Annotated in this window: 17 protein-coding genes and 1 pseudogene; 9 read left to right on the forward strand and 9 right to left on the reverse strand. The window is 61.5% G+C overall.

Annotated elements, in window-relative coordinates; genetic code table 11:
• Positions 1–50: 50 nt before the first annotated feature.
• The 4 genes from lspA to AC245Y_RS00275 form a co-directional block, all read right to left on the reverse strand.
• Positions 51–554, reverse strand: a complete 504-nt coding sequence (gene lspA, locus AC245Y_RS00260; RefSeq protein ID WP_012755795.1) for a signal peptidase II — start codon at positions 552–554, stop codon at positions 51–53.
• On the reverse strand, positions 551–1,411 hold the full coding sequence (locus tag AC245Y_RS00265) for a TrmH family RNA methyltransferase (protein WP_012755796.1): 861 nt from the start codon (positions 1,409–1,411) through the stop codon (positions 551–553). Before AC245Y_RS00265 ends, lspA begins: the two co-directional genes overlap by 4 nt.
• Entirely contained in the window at positions 1,408–2,505 is a 1,098-nt protein-coding gene (locus tag AC245Y_RS00270; protein WP_012755797.1) for a class I SAM-dependent methyltransferase, read from the reverse strand. The genes AC245Y_RS00265 and AC245Y_RS00270 overlap by 4 nt, the downstream gene beginning before the upstream one ends.
• A gap of 185 nt (positions 2,506–2,690) precedes the next feature.
• Positions 2,691–3,281, reverse strand: a complete 591-nt coding sequence (locus tag AC245Y_RS00275; protein WP_012755798.1) for an NUDIX hydrolase — start codon at positions 3,279–3,281, stop codon at positions 2,691–2,693.
• Positions 3,282–3,404: 123 nt separating this feature from the next.
• On the opposite strand from AC245Y_RS00275, the gene AC245Y_RS00280 reads away from it, so the two are divergent.
• Both AC245Y_RS00280 and AC245Y_RS00285 read left to right on the forward strand, forming a co-directional pair.
• A complete protein-coding gene (locus AC245Y_RS00280; RefSeq protein WP_012755799.1) occupies positions 3,405–3,860 on the forward strand; it encodes an SRPBCC family protein in 456 nt (151 codons plus the stop codon).
• A gap of 37 nt (positions 3,861–3,897) precedes the next feature.
• A complete protein-coding gene (locus tag AC245Y_RS00285; protein ID WP_026157554.1) occupies positions 3,898–4,332 on the forward strand; it encodes a GNAT family N-acetyltransferase in 435 nt (144 codons plus the stop codon).
• 52 nt (positions 4,333–4,384) lie between these two features.
• Here the strand turns inward: AC245Y_RS00285 and AC245Y_RS00290 are convergent, their stop codons facing one another.
• The 3 genes from AC245Y_RS00290 to sppA form a co-directional block, all read right to left on the reverse strand.
• A complete protein-coding gene (locus AC245Y_RS00290) occupies positions 4,385–4,717 on the reverse strand; it encodes a lipopolysaccharide assembly protein LapA domain-containing protein (protein ID WP_012755801.1) in 333 nt (110 codons plus the stop codon).
• A gap of 161 nt (positions 4,718–4,878) precedes the next feature.
• Positions 4,879–5,178, reverse strand: a complete 300-nt coding sequence (locus AC245Y_RS00295) for an integration host factor subunit beta (protein ID WP_003544934.1) — start codon at positions 5,176–5,178, stop codon at positions 4,879–4,881.
• A gap of 29 nt (positions 5,179–5,207) precedes the next feature.
• Positions 5,208–6,158, reverse strand: a complete 951-nt coding sequence (gene sppA, locus AC245Y_RS00300) for a signal peptide peptidase SppA (protein ID WP_012755802.1) — start codon at positions 6,156–6,158, stop codon at positions 5,208–5,210.
• 225 nt (positions 6,159–6,383) lie between these two features.
• Here sppA and lptC point away from each other — a divergent pair, with 225 nt between their 5' ends.
• The 7 genes from lptC to ptsN all read left to right on the forward strand — a co-directional run bounded on the left by lptC (position 6,384) and on the right by ptsN (position 12,717).
• Complete coding sequence (gene lptC / locus AC245Y_RS00305) at positions 6,384–7,049, forward strand: LPS export ABC transporter periplasmic protein LptC (protein WP_012755803.1); 666 nt, start codon at positions 6,384–6,386, stop codon at positions 7,047–7,049.
• 15 nt (positions 7,050–7,064) lie between these two features.
• The gene (locus tag AC245Y_RS00310; RefSeq protein ID WP_017995878.1) at positions 7,065–7,718 is read left to right on the forward strand and encodes an LptA/OstA family protein; all 654 of its coding nucleotides are present in this window, start codon (positions 7,065–7,067) and stop codon (positions 7,716–7,718) included.
• Between the two features lie 40 nt (positions 7,719–7,758).
• The gene (gene lptB / locus AC245Y_RS00315; protein ID WP_003556077.1) at positions 7,759–8,535 is read left to right on the forward strand and encodes an LPS export ABC transporter ATP-binding protein; all 777 of its coding nucleotides are present in this window, start codon (positions 7,759–7,761) and stop codon (positions 8,533–8,535) included.
• A gap of 173 nt (positions 8,536–8,708) precedes the next feature.
• Entirely contained in the window at positions 8,709–10,268 is a 1,560-nt protein-coding gene (gene rpoN / locus AC245Y_RS00320) for an RNA polymerase factor sigma-54 (RefSeq protein WP_017995880.1), read from the forward strand.
• Positions 10,269–10,390: 122 nt separating this feature from the next.
• Complete coding sequence (locus tag AC245Y_RS00325; RefSeq protein WP_026157555.1) at positions 10,391–11,314, forward strand: DMT family transporter; 924 nt, start codon at positions 10,391–10,393, stop codon at positions 11,312–11,314.
• A 292-nt stretch (positions 11,315–11,606) separates the two neighbouring features.
• A complete protein-coding gene (hpf, locus tag AC245Y_RS00330; RefSeq protein ID WP_012755807.1) occupies positions 11,607–12,182 on the forward strand; it encodes a ribosome hibernation-promoting factor, HPF/YfiA family in 576 nt (191 codons plus the stop codon).
• A gap of 70 nt (positions 12,183–12,252) precedes the next feature.
• Positions 12,253–12,717, forward strand: coding sequence for a PTS IIA-like nitrogen regulatory protein PtsN (ptsN, locus tag AC245Y_RS00335; protein ID WP_017995882.1), 465 nt, complete (start codon positions 12,253–12,255; stop codon positions 12,715–12,717).
• 60 nt (positions 12,718–12,777) lie between these two features.
• Here the strand turns inward: ptsN and AC245Y_RS00340 are convergent.
• Together AC245Y_RS00340 and AC245Y_RS00345 are read right to left on the reverse strand one after the other, a co-directional pair.
• A pseudogene (locus tag AC245Y_RS00340) lies at positions 12,778–13,026 on the reverse strand (methyl-accepting chemotaxis protein); the annotation flags it as partial.
• A gap of 190 nt (positions 13,027–13,216) precedes the next feature.
• The gene (locus tag AC245Y_RS00345) at positions 13,217–14,116 is read right to left on the reverse strand and encodes a ribokinase (protein ID WP_012755810.1); all 900 of its coding nucleotides are present in this window, start codon (positions 14,114–14,116) and stop codon (positions 13,217–13,219) included.
• Positions 14,117–14,137: the final 21 nt, after the last annotated feature.

Below are 14,137 nucleotides of genomic sequence, written 5' to 3' on the forward strand. Positions count from 1 at the left end.
CTGGATAACATGAGGCCCGTTCCGAATGCCTTCAGGATTTCGATAAGATTTTAGCGGCTGGCCTTTTTCGGCAGCAGCAGCTCGTCGAGAATGACGCAGCCGGCCCCGATGGTGATGAAACTGTCGGCGAGATTGAAGACCGCGAAGGACCAACTCTCGGTGTAGAAAAGAATGTAATCGATCACATGCCCATAAGCGAAGCGGTCGACGAGATTGCCGATCGCGCCGGCGATGATCAGCGCATAACCGAGATGGGCGATCCAGCGATCCTTCGCCGTGCGGTACCACAGCCAGATGACGAAGGCGACGATGATGAGCCGCATGCCGACGATGAACCAGCCGTCCATGCCCGACAGCATCGAAAAGGCGACGCCGAGATTGTAGGTGCGGTAGAGCGCCAGCATCGGAACGACGGGTACGGCCTCCTGTAGCGGCAGGTAATGATCAACGGCGATCTTGACGGCCTGGTCGATGAGAACGGCGACGACGATGAAGAAGAGGATCGGCGCCGGGCGCGAAAACAGCGCCGGGCGTGCATGCGTCTGTTCGGTCATTTGCCCTCGGCAAGTGAGAGGAGATGGCGGCGTGCCTCGAAAAGCATGACGGCGGTGGCGACGGCGAGGTTCAGCGAATCGGCGCGGCCCTGCTGCGGAATGCGGGCAAGCGCGTCGGCCTCCCTGGCCAGCTGCTCCGGCAGGCCGGATTGTTCGTTGCCCATCAGGAGCACGACGGGCTTTTTCCGGTAGTCGATCGTCCGGTAATCGACCGCACCGGCAAGATGCGTCGCGACGACGGAAACGCCGGCCGATTTCCGCCAGGCGATGAATTCCTCGGGCGTCGCCCGCGCGACCGGAACGGCAAAGACCGAGCCCATGGTGGCCCGCACGGTTTCGAGCGAGAAGGGATCAGTCGTTTCTCCGAGAAGTATGATGCCGGAAGCCCCCGCCGCATCGGCCGTGCGGATGATGGTGCCGAGATTGCCGGGGTCGCGCACCCGGTCGAGCGCCACCCATGTCTCGCCGTCGCTCAGTCGGATACCTTTGAGTGGCGTCCAGCGCTGCTCGAAGATGCCGACGACCATCTGCGGGTTGTCGCGGCGGGTGATCGAGGCGATCACCTTTTCGCTGACCTCAAGCACCAGCCCGCCCGACGCGACGGTCTTTGCCGCCATCTGCTCGACCAGCGGCTTACCCTTGGCGGCCTTGGCATAAACCAGCGTGCGGATCGCCCAGCCGAGTTCGATCGCATCGATGATGAGTTTCAGTCCTTCGGCCAGGAAAGTACCGCTTTCCTCGCGCGACTTCTTGTTCGTCAGCGCCTTGATGTCCTTGATGATCGGATTGGCGAGCGAAGTGACTTCCTTCACCTGCCCGACCCTGCGCGGTCCCTGATCGTGGAAGTCCTTGCTCATTTCGGCACCCAGCGGGAAAAGAGGGAGGTGGAGAGCGCGCGGCCCTGCGTCTTGCCGTCGGTGCCGGCCTCGCGGATCACCAACTCGCCGGATTCGACCACGCCGCCGGCGCCACGCATCGTCTCGCGCATCAGCTCATGGATCGAATAGAAGCTGGCGCGGATCGAATAGGCCGTCAGCACCAGGCCCACGGCCTTTGGCGACAGGATCTCGCGGCAGACGTCGAGCATCAGGGGCAGATGCTCGAAGAGATGCCAGACTTCGCCATTGGGGCCACGGCCGAATTTCGGCGGATCGGTGAGGATGATGTCGTATTGGCTGCCGCGGCGTTCCTCGCGCAGGATGAATTTCATCGCATCCTCGCAGATCCAGCGGATCGGCAACTTCTCCATGCGCCCGAGCGCCTGGTTTTCCCGCGCCCAGCCGATCGCCTTCTTCGAGGCGTCGACATGGGTGACCTCGGCGCCGGCAGCGGCGGCAACCAGCGAGGCGACACCGGTATAACCGAAGAGGTTCAGCACCTTCAGCGGCCGGCCGGCCTTTTCGACCTGCTCTTTCATCCAGCTCCAGTGGACGATCTGCTCCGGGAAGACGCCGACATGACGGAAGGAGGTAAAGCGACCGAGAAAATCGACACCGAGCAGATTGAGCGGCCAGGTCTCGCCAAGCGCCTCCTTCGGAAAGCGCCAGCGGCCGGCACCTTCCTCGTCGGTATCGCCGGTGAAGGCGGCATCGACCTTTTCCCAGACTTGGGGCGCCAGCGAAGGCCGCCACAGCGCCTGGGCTTCCGGACGGATGATCCGATAGGGGCCGTATTGCTCGAGCTTTTCGCCGTTGCCGCTGTCGATCAGGTGGAAGTCGCCGGCCCCGAGCGATTCGAGAATGACGGGCACACGCTCAGTCGGCCGCTCGCCGCTGCGTGTCATCAGAGGACGCACGACGGCGGCAGGCACAGCAGCCTCACGCACCGCCTCGCGGGTTGCCGCGGGCTGCGCGACCGGCTTCGGCGGCCGGCCTGCCCGATCGTCCCTGCGATTTTCACCGGAAGGACCTGATGTTTTCTTCTGGCCCGGCCGGCCTTCTCTCTGTTTCAACGTGCTCTTCCGCGTCTCTGTCGGGGTGTGGTATCGGCTTTGTCCGCTGCAGCGCCGCGCGTCTTTTGAAACGCGCAAAGCACATTGCGGCACTTTGAATATGCAGTAGCCCAGAAAAGCGGGGCGGATCAACTGCGCTGCCGGCCAAGCCCGGGCAAGCGGAGAGGGTTCTCCCGGCACGGCGCCTATTTTACGCCTTCGGAGGCCTGTGTGCGAAGCCAGCTTTCCGCCGCATAGAGGGCCGCGACATGCATCGACTGCATGATGACGGCGCCGGACTGCAGGTCGCCAAGGATGGCAGCTAGATCCGTAAACAGCAGCTCGACCTTCTCTCCGGGGTCGAAAGATGGTTCGCCAGCCCGGCTGAGACCCAGCGCCAGCCAGCTCGTCACCACGTTGCTGTGGCTGGCGGCATTTGGATAGGAGGTGAGCAGCTTGACGAAGGTCGAAGCTTCATAGCCGGTCTCCTCCCGGAGCTCGCGCCGGGCCGCCGCCATCGCCGCATCGCCGGTCTCGCTGTCGCCGGGTTCGAGGCTGCCGGCGACCAGACCGAGCACGATCTCGCCGCGGCCGTGCCGGTATTCCCGCGTCAACAGCACGCGCCCGTCAGGCATCACAGGGATGACGTTGATCCAGTCTGGATAATCGAGCACATGGAATGGCGCGACGACGGTTCCATCGGCGGTGACGCAATCGTCGCTCCGGACCCGGATCCAGCGATCCTCATAGGTGATCCGGCTTGCCGTCACGCTCCAGGGCTTCAGTTCGTCGTTCATCGGCCCATCCCTTGTGTGTCAGATGTGTGTCAGATCGGAACCCGGCAGATAACATTCCGTCCTGCCTTGGCAAAGCGCTTTCGCGCTGGGATAAGATGAGCGAATCGAAGATGGGGCCATCGAATGGATTTCACCGGCGAAGAACGCATCGCCGCGCCGCGGGACATCGTCTGGGCAGCACTCAACGATCCCGAGATCATGCGCGGCTGCATTCCGGGTTGCCAGAGCATCGAGCGGCTGTCGCCTGATGTCTTCGAGGCGACGATCAAGGTCAAGTTCAGCCTGTTGTCCGCCACCTTCCACGGGCTGCTGACGCTTTCCAACGTCGATGCGCCGAAGAGCTATACGCTGTCGGCCGAAGGCAAGGGCGGCCTTGCCGGCTTCGCCAGGGGCAGCGCCGATATCGTGCTTGAGGAAAGGGGTGCCGAGACCATCCTGCACTACCGGTCGAAGGCCGAACTCGGCGGCAGGCTCGCCCAGCTCGGTGCCCGCCTGCTCGATTCGACCTCGCAAAAGCTCGCCGAAGGGTTCTTTTCGGATTTCAATGCCGCGGTCGTCGCGAAGATGGCAGCGGGTTAGGCTTGGCGCGGGCGCAGGGTTTGTTTAAATCGGCATGATGACGTGGACCATCAGGCCGCCGCGGGCGGAAGACCAGGAAATACTCGCGGAGATTTATCTTTCCGTACGCCGCGAAACATTCGTCTGGGTCGATCCCGGCAAATTCCATCGCGAGGATTTCGCTGCCCATACCAATGGCGAGACGGTCTTCGTCTGCGCGCATGAAAACGGCCGCGTTGCCGGCTTCCTGTCGCTCTGGCCAGCCGATGATTTCATCCACATGCTCTATATCAGCCCTGAATTTCAGGGCCAGGGTGCCGGTAAGGCGCTGCTGCAGGCGCTGCCGGAATGGCCGCAACACCGGTACCGACTGAAATGCCTGGTGAAGAACCGGCGGGCAAAGGCGTTCTACCTTTCCCACGGTTTCCACGTGACCGGCAACGGCACCTCGCCGGAGGGCGACTACGAGGAACTGAGCTTTTTTCCGGCTTGACAGCCGCCGAAAGCCGGCCGCCGAATCCGAGCCAATCGAATATTGACCGGTTTTACCGCGCCGGCAGCTGCCCGGCGATTTCCTCGGCGCGGTTCTTGTGGCGGTCGGCCTCGCTTTGCCAGCGGATGGCTTCCTTGGCCTCGGTGCGGGCGCGCCTGCGGTGTTTGCCCTGGCTGAACCAGGTCGCGGCCGCCCCGATCAGCATGCCGGCGATCAGCACGACGACCAGGAAGACGAAGAAGGGCGCAGAAACCGCCAGCACCTGATCATCAGGCCGGAACGGATTGAAGGCGAGCGTGACGCTCTGCCGGTTGGCGACGCAGAAGACGATGAGGATGACGCCGAGCGGCAGCAGAATCAACAGGTTGACGATCTTCTTGGCCATTTGAGGTCTCCACGCGGCAGATTGCGCCGGTCTTTTTGAGGGGCGCGTTTCATGCTTGCAGCGCTATGTGTCCTTGATAGGACACGCAAAGCACGATGCGTTACCAGAATAGGAAAACGGCCCTCGAGTTCAAGTGCGGTTTCGCCGCAGGCAGCGACGGTTCAATCCTCTTCGTCGGCCTGGCCGGGATTGAGCCGCTCGCGCAGCTCCTTGCCGGTCTTGAAGAAGGGAACCCACTTCTCCTCGACGAAGACGGTATCGCCGGTCCGCGGGTTGCGGCCGGAGCGCGACGGGCGGTTCTTGACCGAAAAGGCGCCAAACCCGCGCAATTCGACTCGGTTACCCGCAGCCAGTGCATCCGTGATCTCGTCGAGAACCGCGTTGACGATATTCTCGACGTCGCGATGATAGAGATGCGGGTTGCGTGCCGCAACAATCTGCACCAATTCAGACTTGATCACTTTCGCCCCCTTAAATTATTGATTTCTTATCAATCGTGGCCAACCTGCCAAACTGAAAGCAGCCCGTCAAGAAGCAACTTTGGGGGCAGGATTCCATTGATATCCTGGGTTTTCATGAGATCATCATAACCGAAGATCGTAATCAACCGAGAAACAGCCCCAGCGAGCAGAAAGGGCGTATTGCTCTTCTTGTCCCAGTCCACCATGGGCAGATCACTGTCGACGCCGCGTGACGTCAGATAGGCGCGGATCTCAGCCTCGCCGCCGATTGCATCGACAAGTTTCACCTTCAGCGCCTGGCGGCCGGTATAGATCGTGCCGTCGGCCAGTTTCAGCACCTCGTCGCGCGGCAGCTTGCGCCGGTCGGCGACCAGGTCGACGAACCAGTTATAGCTGTCGACCACCATGTTGCGGATCATCGCCTTGGCTTCCTCGCTTGCCTCGTGGAAGGGCGAGGGCTCGGCCTTCAGCGGCGAGGACTTGATTTCCTGCAGCGAGACGCCGATCTTGTCGAGCAGCGGCTGGATCTGCGGATACTGGAAGATGACGCCGATCGAGCCGGTGATCGAGCTGTCGCCGGCAATGATCGTATCGCCGGCGGTGGCGATCATGTAGCCGGCGGAGGCGGCAAGCGTGCGCACGTCGGAGACGACAGGCTTCTTGGCAGAGATTGCACGGATCGCCTTGAAGATTTTTTCGCCGCCATAGGTCGTGCCGCCGGGCGAGGAGATCGAAATCACCACTGCCTTCACCTGATCGCTGATCTCGACCTTCTTCAGCCGCTCCAGAAGCTCGTCGTCATCGACGATCAGCCCGGATATCGTCACATGGGCGATGTGCGGGCGCTCCGTCCCGGCATCGCCGAGGGCAAAGCGGTAGAAGGCGAAACCAAGTGCCACGATGAGGGCCACCGCGATGACGCGCCAGAAGCCGAGCTTACGACGCAGCCGCCGGCGATCGGCGATGATCGAACTGTCCATAGAAACCTCCAGCGCTGGCACCAGCTTCGGCATGCCGCCGATCGATCCGGTGAAATAGGGTGGCAGCGGCCCGTACGAATGCCACTTTTGAATGTTTTTCCGTTTTGTTGCTTGTTGCAGAAAAAATTCCATATTGGCAAGCCAATGTAATAATGCGAAACGAACTGTGATTGGCGGCCGGCTTTGTTATGAAGGCGCGGCGATCACCGCACATGGACGAGGCCTATGCTCGATACCCTGAAGAACAACGGACATGCCGCCTATTCAGGGTCCGGCAAGAATGCCTATGGCGATGCGTTGTTCCATTCCGCCCGCGTGCGGCGGCTGAAGATATTGCTGCCGGTGGCGGCCCTCATCGTCGCGGCGAGCCTCACCGCGGTGGCGTTAGTCAGCATCTATCTGCCCGAAAACATCAAGATGGAAGGCGCCAAGATCGAGAACGGCAAGGTCGTGATGGAAAAGCCGGCGATATCAGGTCGCAATTCCGACGGCATCAATTATTCGATGCTGGCCGAAAGGGCGCTGCAGGATATCCGCAATCCCGATCTCATCACGCTCGAGACCATCAAGGCCGCCGTGCCGATGAATGACGGCTTGATCGCCCGTGTCGTCGCCTCGACCGCCGATTACAATCGTGCCACCGACAATCTGCATATGACGGCCCCCTTCACCCTGGTGCTGAGCAGCGGCCTCAATGCGAATTTCCAGTCGGCACAGCTCGACATCAAGGGCGGAAACATGCGGAGCGACGACCCCGTCACCATCACCAAGGACAATGCCTCCATTGTTGCGAAGACGCTTCAGATAACCGATAAGGGGCGGGTGATCACATTCGAGGGGAATGTTCGCATGAATGTCGATCCATCCACCATCCATAAACAGGGCACTTAACCAGCCGGGTCATCCATGACAAAAGATTGTCGCTTTTCCACTTGCAAGACAGGCATGGCATTCATTGCCGGCGCATTTGCCCTTATTCTGACGGCCTCGGGCGCGGGCGCGCAGCAGGCGACGGCCACGATGCCGGGCATGAAGCTGTCCAACGACCAGCCGATCCAGATCGAAAGCGACAAGCTGGAGATCCACGACCAGGAACACACCGCTCTCTTTACCGGCAACGTCAAGGTCGTCCAAGGGGCGACGACGATGCAGTCCGGCAAGATGACCGTCTATTACAAGGACAAGGCGGCAAAGCCGGCCGCTGACGGGACGCAACCGGCGGCCCAACCCGCAGCGCAGCCGCAGCAGTCTGCCTCGCTTGCATCGGGGAGTGCCGATATCGACAAGATCCTGGTGACGGACAAGGTCTTTTTGACCTCGGGCACGCAGACGGCGACCGCCGATGACGGCAATTTCGACATGGCCTCGCAGACATTCATCCTCACCGCGGATGAGGGAAAAAAAGTTATTCTGTCGGACGGGCCGAATGTTTTTACCGGCTGCAAGCTGACGGTTCACATGCAGACCGGCCAGGCGGAGCTTGAAAGCTGCGGCGGGCGTGTCCAGATTCAGCTCGATCCGAAGTCGAAGCCGAATACACCGCAGCAGAAGCAGAACTGAGAAGCCGGCCTCCCACGTGAAATTAACATCGCTATCCACCATGTTCGGCAAGCCCGGGCCACAAGCTGCGGGCGCCGCCGACAAGAGCCGCTATCAGGGAACGCTGATCGCACGCGGTCTGACGAAGACCTATGCGACGCGGCGCGTCGTCAACGGCGTCTCGCTGGTGGTGCGCCGCGGCGAGGCCGTCGGCCTGCTCGGCCCGAACGGCGCCGGCAAGACCACCTGTTTTTACATGATCACCGGCCTGGTGCCGGTCGATGAAGGCACGATCGAGATCGACGGCAACGACGTCACGACCATGCCGATGTACCGCCGATCGCGCCTCGGCGTCGGTTACCTGCCGCAGGAAGCCTCGATCTTCCGAGGGTTGACGGTGGAAGAGAATATCCGCGCCGTCCTCGAAGTGCATGTCAAGGACAAGGCCGAGCGCGAGCAGAAGCTGAACGAGCTGCTGGAGGAATTCCATATCCAGAAGCTGCGCAAGAGTGCCGCCGTCGCCCTTTCCGGCGGTGAGCGCCGCCGCCTCGAAATCGCCCGTGCGCTTGCGACCGACCCGACCTTCATGCTGCTCGACGAACCCTTCGCCGGCGTCGACCCGATCTCGGTCGCCGACATCCAGAATCTCGTTCACCACCTGACGGCACGCGGCATCGGCGTTCTCATCACCGACCACAATGTCCGCGAGACGCTGGGTCTCATCGACCGCGCCTACATCATCCATGCCGGTGAGGTACTGACCCATGGCCGGGCGAACGACATCGTCAACAATCCGGAAGTGCGCCGGCTCTACCTCGGCGACAATTTCAGCCTCTGACGTCAGATCCGGATGATTTTAGGCCGGATCGGCAGAAATTCACTATGCCGGCATAGTTCCGCTTGACCAAATACAATAAAAAAGCAATTTTTGGGCCAACTTGGATTTCCGTGGCCTGAAGCCTTGATCGGACGCGGTTTCCCGGAGGAATCGAGGGGAGTTTTGCGTCCGTCATGGCACTGTCCGCCAATCTTTTCCTGCGCCAGACTCAGTCTTTGGTGATGACGCCGCAACTGATGCAATCCATCCAGTTGCTGCAGATGACGCATTTCGAACTCAACCAGTTCATCGCCCTGGAAGTGGAGAAGAACCCGCTGCTCGAATTTCCGTCGAATGACGGCGAGGCGGGCGGCGAACGCGGCGAAGCCGAAGATGGAGAGTATGCTCATCAGCCGGAGGATGCCGGGTCGGACGACGGTTACGATAACCGCACCGAGGCGCTCTCCAGCGACTGGTATGACAATGGCGGCAGCGCCAGCACCAGCCGGCTGAACGACGAGCTCGACGCCAATTACACCAATGTCTTTCCTGACGACGGTGCCCCGCAGCGCCTCGATGCGCCGGAGCTCGTCAGCCAGTGGAAGTCGATGCCGGGCAGCGGCGAGGGCGCCGACTACGATCTCGACGATTTCGTCGCCGGCCAGGTGTCGTTGCGCGATCATCTCGCCCAGCAGATCCCCTTCGTCCTGCCTGACATGGCCGACCGGCTGATCGCGCAGAATTTCATCGACCAGCTCGACGACTGCGGTTATCTGCAGGCCGATATCGTCGAGGCGGGCGAGAGGCTGGGCACGAGCCTCGCACAGGCAGAGCGCGTGCTCGCCACCCTCCAGAGCCTCGATCCGCCGGGTGTTTTCGCCCGCAGCCTCGCCGAATGCCTGGCGATCCAGCTGAAGCAGAAGGACCGATATGACCCGGCCATGCAGGCTCTGGTCGAAAATCTCGAACTGCTTGCCCGGCGCGATTTTGCCACGCTGAAGCGGCTTTGCGGCGTCGACGAGGAAGATCTTCTCGACATGCTCGGCGAGATCCGCCAGCTCAATCCGAAGCCCGGCAGCGGTTTCGAGGCGGGTATTTCCGAAGCGATCATGCCCGATGTGGTCGTCAGAGCCTCCTCGGATGGCGGCTGGCTGGTCGAGCTCAATCCGGATACGCTGCCGCGAGTGCTGGTCAACCAGTCTTATTTTTCCCGGGTGACAAAGAACGGCGAGGATCACGCCTTCCTCTCCGATTGCCTGCAGACCGCCAACTGGCTGACGCGCAGCCTCGATCAGCGGGCTAAAACCATCATGAAGGTGGCAAGCGAAATCGTCCGCCAGCAGGACGCCTTCCTGCTGCACGGCGTCGACTATCTGCGCCCGCTGAACCTGAAGACGGTCGCCGAAGCGATCAAGATGCATGAATCTACCGTCAGCCGCGTCACGTCGAACAAATATATGCTGACGCCGCGCGGCCTCTTCGAACTCAAATATTTCTTCACCGTCTCGATCAGCGCCGTCGCAGGCGGCGACAGCCATTCGGCCGAAGCCGTGCGTCACAAGATCCGCGCGCTGATCCTGCAGGAGAGCCCGGAGGCGGTGCTTTCCGACGACGATATCGTCGACATGCTGAAGAAGGGCGGGGTCGATCTCGCCCGCCGCACGGTTGCGAAATACAGGGAGGCGATGAACATTGCCTCTTCGGTCCAGCGCCGCCGCGAGAAGCGGGCGCTCGCCAAGGTCGCCGGTTTCTAACGCGGCAACGCTTCGGCCTCGATCGAAGCATCCGGCCCGCAAATCCCGTTATTCCTCTCCAGCGCCCTGCGTCTTAGACATGCAAACGGCGCCGAAACCCATTGTCTTCAACGAATATCGAAATGCCGACCATGATGCCGCAAAATTCCAACCTTGCCAGGGAGCTTTTCCTGCTGCTGGTGCTGGCGACCCTTTGGGGTTCCTCCTATAGCTTCATCAAGATCGGCGTCGAGACGATCCCGCCGATAACGTTGATCGCCGCTCGCACGCTGATTGCCGGCGGCATTCTGCTGGCCGTCCTGCGCCACCGGCGTGTCCACCTGCCGCGCGATCTCGCCACCTGGCGGCGGTTTTTCGTTCAGGCCTGTCTGAACAGCGTCGTCCCCTTCACTCTGATCGCCTGGGCGGAACAGTCCGTCGATGCCGGACTGGCGGTGATCCTGAATTCGGCAACGCCGATCTTCACCTTCCTGCTGACCGTGCTGATCACCCGCCATGAGCAGGTGACGTTGCGAAGGCTTTTTGGCGTCATGGCCGGGCTTGCCGGCATCTGCCTCGTCATCGGCGTCGAAGCGCTCGGCGGTCTCGGCGAAAGCCTGATGGCGCAGCTTGCCATCATCCTGGCGACCATCTGCTATGCAGGTGCCGCGATTTTCAGCAAGAACTTCAAGGGGCTCGACCCCGCGGTGCCGGCGGCCGGCTCGTTGATCTCAGGCGCGGTTGCTCTCTTGCCGATGAGCCTCGTCGTCGATCGGCCGTGGGAACTCGATCCTTCGGCGGCATCGATGCTGGCGCTGCTGGCCCTCTCCGCCTTTTCGACGGCGCTTGCCTTTGTGATCTATTTCCGCCTCGTCCAGACGCTGGGTTCGGTCGGAACCACCGCGCAAGCCTATCTCAGAGTGCCGATCGGTGTGGCGATCGGCATCGTCTTCCTCGGCGAAAGGCTGAGCCCGACGGCCTGGATCGGGCTCGTCTGCGTCATAGCAGGTGTCGCCGCCATGACGATCCCTGCAAGGAGGGGCACAACGCAGGCACGAAACGCCTAAACTGTATGGGGTGGCGACCGGCGGCATGCCTTGCCCGACTGGATATCCGCCACACGTTGAGCGCGTGCCGCCGAGGGTGATTCGGCGCCCTATTGACTTTTCGGTACACTCTGGCTAGAAGCCCGCCGCAATCGATGCCGTGAACGGCGTCTGGAGTTATCCCCAGCATCAGAAGGGCACTAAGGACCCGCAGGCCTAAGCCGATCTTGCTTGAGATTGTGCGAAGTGCTTGGATGAACCTGAGGCTTGGCGTAAACTGATACCCGCAAACGACCATAAGAAGGGAAACTCCATGAGTGTGCGTGTATCCGGGAAACATATGGAAATTGGTGAATCTTTCCGTCAAAGGATCGAGGACCAAATTGGTATGGCCATCACGAAATACTTCGACGGGGGATATTCCGGCCAGGTGACCGTGGAAAAGGCGAGTTCTCGTTACTCGGCGGATTGCAAGCTTCATCTCGACAGCGGGGTGGTGCTGCATGCGGCCGGCGAGGCGACCGACCCGCAATTGGCTTTCGACGCCGCCTCCCAGCGGATCGAAAAACGGCTGCGGCGTTACAAGCGCAAGCTGAAGGACCATCACGCCGGAAACCATCTGAATGGTTTTGCAGAGGTCTCCTACACGGTTATGGATTCCGTTCCTGATCACGATGATGAAATCGCTGACGATTTCGCTCCGGCGATCGTCGCTGAAAGCACGAAGCAGCTGAAGACCATGTCGGTCGCCACCGCAGTGATGGCGCTCGACATGACCGACGAGCCGCTTCTCCTGTTCCGCAGCCCCGGCAAGGAACATCTGAACATCGTTTACCGTCGGCACGACGGAAATATTGGCTGGATCGATTCAGCCAGTATCAAAGGCTGAGATCAGGGTGGTGAGCGGCGGTATTGCCGCCGCTCCTTGCATTTGATCCCGGCGACAGAAGGAAAAAGAAATGGCATTGGCAGATTTGCTCCATCAGGATGCGATCATTCCCGCCCTCAGAGTAAATTCCAAGAAACAGTTGCTTCAGGAATTGGCTGCAAGAGCCTCCAGGATCACCGGGCTTTCCGAACGGGAGATTTTCGACGTCATCCTGCAGCGCGAACGCCTGGGCTCGACCGGAGTCGGCAACGGCATAGCCATTCCCCACGGCAAGCTGGGAAACATCCATTCGATCGTCGGCATCTTCGCCCGGCTGGAGCAGCCGGTCGATTTCGAGGCGCTGGACGACCAGCCTGTTGATCTCGTGTTCCTGCTGCTTGCGCCGGAGGGCGCGGGCGCCGATCATCTCAAGGCTCTGTCGCGTATCGCCCGCGTGCTACGCGATCACGATCTGGTCGCCAAGCTGCGCGCCACCGATTCCGCCTCGGCGATCTACGCCTTCCTCAACGAAGAGCAGACGTCGAACGCTGCCTGAGCGGCATTAATTCCTTCCCGAAATGCAAAAAGGCGCCTGATCTCCCAGGCGCCTTCTGCATTATGAGGGGCGGAAAGATCGAGGCGAAGGGGCTGAAGTCGCCGGTGCCCGCATCTTTCGGGCGACAGAGGCGAGGACTACGGCGTTGCCCGAACCCGAGACGCTGAAACGCGTGGCCAGCGCCTTCAGCGTTTGTGCCTCGTCGTTGAGTGCGACGCTCGCAGCGGTCGCTTCCTCCACCATCGCCGCATTCTGCTGTGCCCCCTGGCCCATCTGCATCATGGCCTGGTTGATTTTCTTCAAGCCAACGACGATGAAGAGCCTGAGCGGAACTTGTTGAGCAAACTCGGTGCTGGAAGTCCACTCATCGACCCTTCGGGCCACCGTCTCCCCGCTGGGGAGAAGGGGGAATCGAGACGTTGCCGCAAATCTCTTCTCCCCTCGAGAAGACGGTGCCGGCAGGCGTATGAGGGGGCTGCCGCCGTCTATCCTTCAAGATTTATATCCTGTCTGCGACTTCCTCGCTCAAGGGGATCGACGGTTGCGCTCCGGCCTTGAGGCAGGCGAGCGAACCGGCGACTGCCGCACGGCGCAACGCCGAGACAAAATCGAGGCCGTCGTCGAGGCTGGCGGCGAAATAGCCGCAGAAAGTGTCTCCCGCACCGACCGTATCGACAGGTTGGATTTTGAGACCCTGCGCCCTCGAAATCGACCCGTCGCGAATGGCGATGACACCGTCGGCGCCGAGCGTCACGATCAGCGTCTGCCCCGTCTCCGCATGCAGACGCACAAGGGCTGCCTCCCGCGCTTGGGCGTCCATGCCCTCTTGTCCGGCGAGCCGCTCGAACTCGGTCTCGTTGGCAATGACGATATCGGCGAGCCGGCCGAGACGCGGGGCATCGGGGATCAGCGGCGCAAGGTTGAGGATGCTGGTGACGCCCTTGGCGCGGGCGGCCGACAGCGCGCCTTCGACGGCAGCAGCCGGCACTTCGAGCTGCAGCATCAGGACATCGCCTTCGTCCATGCGGCCGATCGCGGTCTCGGCATCGGCAGGCGTGACCTGGCCATTGGCGCCGGGAACGACGGCGATCATGTTTTCTCCGTCGCCGCCGACGAGGATCAGCGCCGTGCCTGTTGGACCGTCGACATGTTTGATCAGAGAAAGGTCGGTGCCTGCATCATCGAGCAGGGCCAGCGCTTCCGCAGCAAAAGCATCCTTGCCGACGGCGCCGGCCATATGCACGTACCGGCCGGCGCGGCGCGCTGCCAGCGCCTGGTTGGCGCCCTTGCCGCCGGCGGCCGTGGCAAAGCCGTTGCCGGCCACCGTCTCGCCGGGCTTCGGCAGGCGCTCGGTCGTGGCGATGAGATCCATGTTGATGGACCCGAAAACTGTGATCATGAATGTGTCCCGTCTTCTGGA

Source organism: Rhizobium sp. SRDI943 (assembly GCF_057653695.1).